Origin of the sequence: Streptomyces sp. NPDC058665, assembly GCF_042714995.1 — a bacterium.
GTDB lineage: Bacteria > Actinomycetota > Actinomycetes > Streptomycetales > Streptomycetaceae > Streptomyces.
In genome coordinates, this window is sequence record NZ_JBHXRX010000090.1 from 20,465 (window position 1) to 27,608 (window position 7,144).

General features: G+C 70.9%; 6 protein-coding genes. 5 read left to right on the forward strand and 1 reads right to left on the reverse strand.

The annotated features are described in order from the left end of the window. Window positions 1-152: 152 nt before the first annotated feature. Entirely contained in the window at window positions 153-1,301 is a 1,149-nt protein-coding gene (gene mtnA / locus ACFWV8_RS35200) for an S-methyl-5-thioribose-1-phosphate isomerase (protein ID WP_384213959.1), read from the reverse strand. 183 nt (window positions 1,302-1,484) lie between these two features. Between mtnA and ACFWV8_RS35205 the strand changes: the two genes are divergently transcribed. From ACFWV8_RS35205 to ACFWV8_RS35225, 5 genes are read left to right on the forward strand one after another with little or no spacing between them, the layout of a single operon-like run. After that, window positions 1,485-2,735 carry a hypothetical protein gene (locus tag ACFWV8_RS35205; RefSeq protein ID WP_384213964.1) on the forward strand — a complete coding sequence of 417 codons (1,251 nt, stop codon included), beginning with the start codon at window positions 1,485-1,487 and terminating at the stop codon, window positions 2,733-2,735. A 4-nt stretch (window positions 2,736-2,739) separates the two neighbouring features. Next, window positions 2,740-3,429: a DUF4129 domain-containing protein gene (locus ACFWV8_RS35210; protein ID WP_384213966.1), complete on the forward strand. Its 690-nt coding sequence runs from the start codon at window positions 2,740-2,742 to the stop codon at window positions 3,427-3,429. Beyond that, on the forward strand, window positions 3,426-4,706 hold the full coding sequence (locus tag ACFWV8_RS35215; protein WP_384213969.1) for a DUF4350 domain-containing protein: 1,281 nt from the start codon (window positions 3,426-3,428) through the stop codon (window positions 4,704-4,706). Before ACFWV8_RS35210 ends, ACFWV8_RS35215 begins: the two co-directional genes overlap by 4 nt. Then, entirely contained in the window at window positions 4,703-5,686 is a 984-nt protein-coding gene (locus tag ACFWV8_RS35220) for an AAA family ATPase (protein ID WP_384213973.1), read from the forward strand. The genes ACFWV8_RS35215 and ACFWV8_RS35220 overlap by 4 nt, the downstream gene beginning before the upstream one ends. Before the next feature lie 11 nt (window positions 5,687-5,697). Continuing rightward, window positions 5,698-7,008, forward strand: coding sequence for a DUF58 domain-containing protein (locus ACFWV8_RS35225; protein WP_384213976.1), 1,311 nt, complete (start codon window positions 5,698-5,700; stop codon window positions 7,006-7,008). The last annotated feature ends 136 nt before the right edge of the window (window positions 7,009-7,144 follow it).

Here is a 7,144-nt window from a genome sequence, read left to right on the forward strand (position 1 = left end):
GTCCTTCGTGGACCGTCGCGGTTCGTGGCTGTTGACGTCAACCACAGATGTCAGGGCCTGTCTCGTTGACCTTCTCCGACAGGAACCATAGCGAGCCGCCCGCCCGGCCCACCCGACAATGTCTCTCCCCCACCCCTCGCGCATCTGTCCCGTCAGCCCCCCGCCTCCTGTCGCGCCTGCGCACACAGCTCCGCGATCCCGTCCCGGGTCACCGGGGACAGCGCCCCGTACTCGGTGACCAGCGCCGTCACCAGCTCCGGAGGCGTCACGTCGAAAGCCGGGTTGTACGCCTGGGTCCCCAGCGGCGCGATCGGCATCCCACCCCCCAGCTCCACCCCGGCCCCGGCCGCCTGCGGCGCCGTGAGCTCGGTGACCTCCTGCCCCGCCCGCTGCTCCACCTCGATCGCCGCGCCGTCCACGGTCTCCAGGTCCAGCGTCGTGGTCGGCGCGACCACGATGAACGGCACATGGTGGTACTTCGCCAGCACCGCGAGCGGATAGCTGCCCACCTTGTTCGCCACCGAGCCGTCGGCGGCGATCCGGTCCGCCCCGATGAGCACGGCGTCCACCTCACCCGCCGCGAACAGCGAACCGGCGGCGTTGTCCGTGAGCAGCGTGTACGCCATCTCGTTGCGAGCCGCCTCGTACGCCGTCAGCCGCGCCCCCTGCAACAGCGGACGGGTCTCGTCGACCCACAGCCGTCTCAGCCGCCCAGCCCGGTGCGCGGACAGCGCCACGGCGAACGCGGTGCCCTCGCCGCCGGACACCAGGGCTCCGGTATTGCAGTGGGTCAGGATCCGGTGGCTTCCGCCCGGCAGCAACTCGTCGAGAAGGGCCAGCCCGGATGCCGCCATTCGAGCGCTGGCCAGGGCATCCTGCCGGTGCAGCTCCCTGGCCTCCGCCAGCGTCGCAGCAGCCGCCCGCTCCTGGTCGGCGCCCCCGGCGATCGCGGCACGGTGCACCTCCAGCGCCCGACGGACCCCGTACCCGAGGTTCACGGCGGTGGGCCGCGCGCTCTCCAGCAACGCCGCCGCCTCGTCCACGTCGTATCCCCGGGTGGCGGCGAGAGCGACGCCGTAGGCCCCGGCGATGCCCAGGAGCGGCGCCCCACGCACCGCGAGCGTCCGAATCGCCTGGACCAGGGCCGGCACATCGGTACAGACCAGCTCGGCCTCCTCGACCGGCAGCCTCGTCTGGTCGAGAAGGACCAGCACGGGCCCCTCCGGCAGTTCGTCCCAGCGCAGCGCCGGAGACATGGACGGCTCGGCAGCGAGCGGCGATGGTGCGTACTGATCAGTCATCCGTCCAGTCTGCCCGGTACCGCACGGACTATGAAGGCGAGAAGGAGAGGGAGCACCCCGCCCACCGGCGGGCCACGCGTGGCACGATGGCTGCCAGCCTCCCGCTCTGCTTCGCAGACAGGCACCGTTGAAGCGCCGGCTCCCCGAGCCTGCCTCCGCAACCAATCCACGAGGTGGACGACCGTGAACGACACTCCGGGCTGGGCCTCGCCCGGATCTGCCCCGTCCGACGGCCAGGACGCGAGCGTGCCCCGGCCCGCCGCGCCCGCCGACGACTCCGGCACGCCCTCGGACTCCCCCTCGAAGTGGTCCAAGACCCAGCCGCCGCCCGGCCAGTGGTCCGCGCCCAGCGCCCCCGGCCCCGTTCCCCCGGCCCCCAGGCCCGCACCGGGCTGGGGCGGCCCCGGCCCCGGCGGCGGACGGCACCCCGGCTGGGGACAACAGCCCCTCGCCGCCAAGCCCGGTGTCATCCCGCTGCGCCCCCTGGGCGTGGGCGAGATTCTCGACGGTGCCGTGTCCACCCTGCGCGCGCACTGGCGGACCGTCCTCGGCGTCACCATCGTCGTCGCGGTGGTCTCGCAGATCGGCGACATACTCGTCCAGCGCTATCTCCTGCCGGAGCCGGTGGACATCGACCCGAACGCGAGCCCGGCGGAAGCCCTGAACCAGGCCGTCGACGCGCTGCAGGCCAGCCTCCTCGCACTGGCTCCGTCCCTGTTCATCACCGTCATCGGCACCCTCTTCACCACAGCGGTGCTGACCGTGGTCATCAGCCGCTCCGTGCTCGGCCGCGGCGTCACGCTGTCGGACGCCTGGGCCGAGGCCCGGCCCCGGCTGCTTCAACTGCTCGGCCTGACGCTGCTGTTGCCTGTCATGGGCGCGGCCATCGTGGCCGTCGGCATCCTGCCGGGACTGCTGATCGGCTCCGGTGCCGGAGTCGCGCTGACGGTGCTCGGCGGACTGGCCGCCGCCGTCGTACTGATCTGGCTGATGGTCAACTTCAGCCTCGCCTCGCCCGCCCTGATGCTCGAGCGGCAGGGGATCGTGGCGTCCATGCGCCGCTCGGCCAAGCTCGTGAAGGGCACCTGGTGGCGGATCTTCGGGATCCTGCTGCTGACGATGCTGCTGACCTTCGTGGTCTCCATGATCATCGCCGTGCCCTTCAGCCTCGTCGCCATGGCGGTGGACGGCGACGGCGTCGGTGGCCTGTTCTCCGAGACCGGCCCGGACTTCGGCTGGCCCTTCCTGATCATCACCGGCATCGGCACCGTGATCAGCACCTCCATCACCCTGCCGATCTCCGCGGGTGTCTCCGTGCTCCTCTACGTGGACCAGCGCATCCGGCGCGAAGCCCTGGACCTCGAACTCGCACGCGCCGCCGGTGTACCGGGCTACGGCTCCGAGCGGCCTGGCAACGACGCCCTCAGGGGCTGATGCGGTGTTCGGCACGGGGGGCTCGGCAACGGCTTGGCTGACGGCACGCACAAGCGACGACATACCGGTGGACACCCCGCGTGCCCCCGCTCGTGAGGCCGCCGAGAACGAGCTGTCCAAGCCGATGTACCACGAGAACGACCCGAATCTCCTCCAGCGCGCGATGGACCGCTTCTGGGAGTGGATCGGGGACCTCTTCAACTCCGTGGCCGGCTCCGGCGTCGCGAGCCCCATCGGCCTCGCCGTGATCGCGGCACTCGTCGCGGCGCTGGTCGCCGCCCTCTGGTGGCGACTCGGCACACCCCGGCGCACGACCCTCCCCAAGGACGCGCTCTTCGACTCCGGCCCAAGCGGCGCGGCCGAACACCGCGCCAACGCGGAGGAACACGCCACGGCCGAACGCTGGAACCAGGCTGTCCAGGAACGGATGCGCGCCGTCGTCCGCTCCCTGGAAGAACGCACCATCCTCGACCCGCGCCCCGGCCGTACCGCCGACGAGGCCGCCGCCGACGCCGGCCGGTCACTCCCCGACCACGCCACCGCCCTGCGCTCGGCCGCCAGGGCCTTCGACGACGTCACGTACGGCGGACGCACCGCGGACCACCGGACATACCTGCGGCTGAGCGAACTGGACCTCGCGCTGGAGAGCAGCAAACCCCAGCTGAGCGGCGCCACCCAGGGAGCCGCCGAATGACCGTCACCGGGACGGGCGCCAGACCTCGGCCGACGACCAGCCCCACCTCGATGTCGCCCAGCGCCCAGCAGGTCTGGAAGCGGGTCCGGGGGCTGCTGCTCGCACTCGCCATCCTCCTCGTGGCCGGCATCGCCCTGGCCGCCGTACGCTCCGGCGACCAGCACGGCCGCCTCGACCCCCGCTCGGCCGACCCGCTCGGCAGCCGCGCCGTCGCCGAACTGCTCAAGGACCGTGGCGTCCCCACCCGCGTCGTCACCACGCTCGCCGAAGCCACCGCGGGAACCGGCCCGGACACCACCCTGGTCGTCACCTCCCCCAACCTCCTGACCTTCCATCAGCAGCGCACTCTGCAGACCGCCACAGAGCTCTCCGGCGGTCGCACCATCCTGCTGTCGCCAGGACCGCCCTCCGTCGACACCCTCGCTCCCGGCGTCACCTCGACCACCGAGACACCGGTGGCCGCGCGGGACCCCCGCTGCTCCCTGCCGGCTGCCCGCGAGGCGGGCGCCGTCGACATCGGTGGGCTGCGCTACGTCACCGACTCGCCCAACAGCGACGCCTGCTACCCGACGGACGGGCAGCCTTCCCTTCTCCGGGTCGACACCACCGCCAGCGGCGACACCGTCCTGCTCGGCGCCCCCGACCTCCTCTACAACGAGCGCCTCGCCAAACAGGGCAACGCCTCGCTGGCCCTTCAACTCCTCGGATCCCGGCCTCATATCGTCTGGTACCTCCCCTCACTCAGTGATCCCTCCGCCACCGAATCCGGCAGCGGCATCGGCAATGGCGACAACGGTGGTGACAGCACCGGAGGCGAGGAGGACCAGGACGGAGGAGGCAATGAGTCAAGCTTCCTTGACCTGATTCCCTCCGGCTGGCTCTGGGGCACGCTCCAACTCGCCCTCGCCGCCGTACTCGCCGCCGTGTGGCGCTCCCGCCGGCTCGGCCCCGTGGTCGCCGAACGGCTCCCGGTCGCCATCCGCGCCTCCGAGGCCACCGAGGGCCGCGCCCGCCTCTACCGCAAGGCCAACGCCCGCGACCGCGCCGCCTCGGTCCTCCGAACGGAGACCCGCACCCGCCTCGCTTCCCTCCTCGGTGTCCCACCGTCCGAGGCCCACACCCCGGAGGCCCTCGTCCCCGCCGTCTCCGCACAACTCCCCGACGACTCGCGGGATCTCCGCACGCTGCTCTTCGGCTTGGCGCCGGCCGACGATGCCGCTCTCATCCGCCTGACGGACCAACTCGACGCCCTCGAAAGAGAGGTACGCACCTCATGAGTGCCCCGACCCCCGAGATGCTTGAGAACTCGGACAGCGCCCGCGCCTCTCTGGAGGCCCTGCGCACCGAGATCGCGAAGGCCGTGGTCGGCCAGGACCCCGCCGTGACCGGACTCGTCGTCGCCCTGCTCTGCCGGGGCCACGTCCTCCTCGAAGGAGTCCCCGGCGTCGCGAAGACACTCCTGGTACGGGCCCTCGCCGCCTCTCTCGAACTCGACACCAAGCGCGTCCAGTTCACCCCCGACCTGATGCCGAGCGACGTCACGGGCTCTCTCGTCTATGACGCGCGAACGGCAGAGTTCTCCTTCCAGCCCGGCCCGGTCTTCACCAACCTGCTGCTCGCCGACGAGATCAACCGCACCCCGCCCAAGACCCAGTCGTCGCTGCTCGAAGCGATGGAGGAGCGCCAAGTCACGATCGACGGAACGCCCCGGCCGCTCCCCGACCCCTTCCTGGTCGCCGCCACCCAGAACCCGGTCGAGTACGAGGGCACCTACCCTCTCCCCGAAGCCCAGCTCGACCGTTTCCTGCTTAAGCTGACGGTCCCCCTCCCGTCACGCGACGACGAGATCAGCGTCCTGACCCGGCACGCGGACGGCTTCAACCCACGCGACCTCCAAGCGGCGGGCGTACGCCCCGTCGCCGGCCCGGCCGACCTCGAAGCGGCACGCGCCGCGGTCGCCAAGACCTCTGTCTCCCCGGAGATAGCGGGCTACGTCGTCGATATCTGCCGTGCCACTCGTGATTCCCCCTCGTTCTCCCTGGGCGTCTCCCCGCGAGGCGCCACCGCTCTGCTCTCCACCGCCCGTGCCTGGGCCTGGCTGACCGGCCGCGACTACGTCACGCCGGACGACGTGAAGGCTTTGGCACTACCCACCCTGCGTCACCGCGTCCAACTCCGTCCCGAAGCGGAGATGGAGGGAGTCACAGCCGACTCCGTCATCACCGCGATCCTCGCCCACGTCCCCGTACCCCGATGAGGCGATGAACCATGGCCCTCACCGGACGAGCGGCGCTCCTCGCCGCTCTGGGCTCGCTTCCCGTCGGCCTCCTCGCCCCTAGTTGGGCCGGGATGCTGGCGGTCAACGCGCCCCTCTCACTCGCAATTCTGTGCGACTACTGCCTGGCCGCGCCAGTGCGAACGCTCCAGTTCACCCGAAGTGGTGATACCTCAGTTCGACTCGGCGAAAAGGCCGAGGTCCAGCTCACGGTCGTCAACCCCGCACGCCGCACGCTGCGCGCCCATATCCGCGACGCGTGGCCCCCGAGCAGTTGGCCGACGGGCACGGAACAGGCCGCCTCCCGCCACAAGTTGACCGTCCCGGCAGGTGAACGCCGCCGCCTCACCACCCTTCTCCGCCCGACCCGCCGCGGCGACAGGCGAACGGAACGAGTCACCGTGCGCTCCTTCGGCCCCCTCGGCCTGGCTGCCCGCCAGGGAAATCACGATGTCCCGTGGACGGTACGCGTCCTGCCTCCCTTCACCAGCCGCAAGCACCTCCCGTCCAGACTCGCGCGTCTGCGCGAACTCGACGGCCGGACAAGCGTGCTCACCCGCGGCAAGGGCACCGAGTTCGACAGCCTGCGCCCCTACGTACCGGGAGACGACACCAGGTCCATCGACTGGCGCGCCACCGCCCGCCAGTCCGCGGTGGCCATCCGTACCTGGCGACCCGAACGTGACCGCCATATCCTCGTCGTCCTCGACACGGGCCGTACCTCGGCCGGCCGCGTGGGCGACGTCCCGCGCCTCGACGCGGCGATGGACGCCACGCTGCTTCTCACCGCGCTCGTCACCCGCGCAGGCGACCGGATCGACCTGCTGGCGTACGACCGCCGGACACGGACCCAGGTCCGAGGCCGCGCGGCGAGTGACGTACTGCCCGCGATGGTGAACGCGCTCTCCACGCTGGAGCCGGAGCTCGTGGAGACCGACTCACGAAGCCTGGCTGCCACAGTCCTCAAGAGCGCACCACGACGTTCACTCATCGTGCTGCTGACCAGCCTCGAAACGGCTCCGGTGGAGGATGGACTTCTGCCCGTCCTCCCTCAACTCACCCAGCGCCACACGGTGATCGTCGCCTCGGTGGCCGACCCACACGCAAAGACCATGAGCACGGCACGAGGCTCAGTGGACGCGGTATATGAGGCCGCCGCCGGCTCCCAGGCCCAATCTCAACGACGCCGTACGTCGGAGAAGCTCCAGCGCTACGGCGTCACAGTCGTCGACGCGGTACCTGACGCACTTGCGCCGGCTTTGGCGGATGCCTATCTGGCTCTGAAAGCTGCGGGTCGCCTCTGAAGGAACGTGTACGGGAAGAGAAACACCTCGTACACGTAAAAGGGTCTTGAACGCAGAAGTGCCCCGCACCAAAACGGTGCGGGGCACTCCCGACAAAGAATTGTTCGGCGGCGTCCTACTCTCCCACAGGGTCCCC

Excerpts from the sequence above, each read along its gene's own strand:
- mtnA (WP_384213959.1), bottom strand. The coding sequence starts at position 1,301 with ATGACTGATCAGTACGCACCATCGCCGCTCGCTGCCGAGCCGTCCATG.
- ACFWV8_RS35215 (WP_384213969.1), top strand. The coding sequence starts at position 3,426 with ATGACCGTCACCGGGACGGGCGCCAGACCTCGGCCGACGACCAGCCCC.
- ACFWV8_RS35220 (WP_384213973.1), top strand. The coding sequence starts at position 4,703 with ATGAGTGCCCCGACCCCCGAGATGCTTGAGAACTCGGACAGCGCCCGC.
- ACFWV8_RS35225 (WP_384213976.1), top strand. The coding sequence starts at position 5,698 with ATGGCCCTCACCGGACGAGCGGCGCTCCTCGCCGCTCTGGGCTCGCTT.